At 48.4% G+C, this 339-nt stretch carries 2 tRNA genes; both read left to right on the forward strand.

From position 1 onward, the window contains the following. Positions 1-84 precede the first annotated feature (84 nt). Positions 85-155: transfer RNA gene (locus tag EST42_RS08775), tRNA-Trp, on the forward strand. A 13-nt stretch (positions 156-168) separates the two neighbouring features. After that, positions 169-241 (forward strand) — tRNA-His (locus EST42_RS08780). Positions 242-339: the final 98 nt, after the last annotated feature.

Below are 339 nucleotides of genomic sequence, written 5' to 3' on the forward strand. Positions count from 1 at the left end.
TAGAGCATACGATTGAAGCTCGTAGTGTCGGCGGTTCGATTCCGTCCCGCGCCATTGGAAGTGAATAACATTTGCATCCAAAATAGGGGTATAGTTTAACGGTAGAACGACGGTCTCCAAAACCGTTGGTGGGGGTTCGATTCCCTCTACCCCTGCTTGACGATAATGGCGGTAGTGGTGAAGTGGTTAACACATCGGTTTGTGGTACCGACATGCGTGGGTTCGATTCCCATCTACCGCCCTTGAAAGTTATAACTTTCATATCATCAGATTAATATTAGATATGCCGTTGTGGCGGAATAGGCAGACGCGCTGGACTCAAAATCCAGTTCCCGCAAG

The sequence above is a fragment of the Weissella cibaria genome, from assembly GCF_004521965.1.
Classification (GTDB): Bacteria; Bacillota; Bacilli; order Lactobacillales; family Lactobacillaceae; genus Weissella; species Weissella cibaria_A.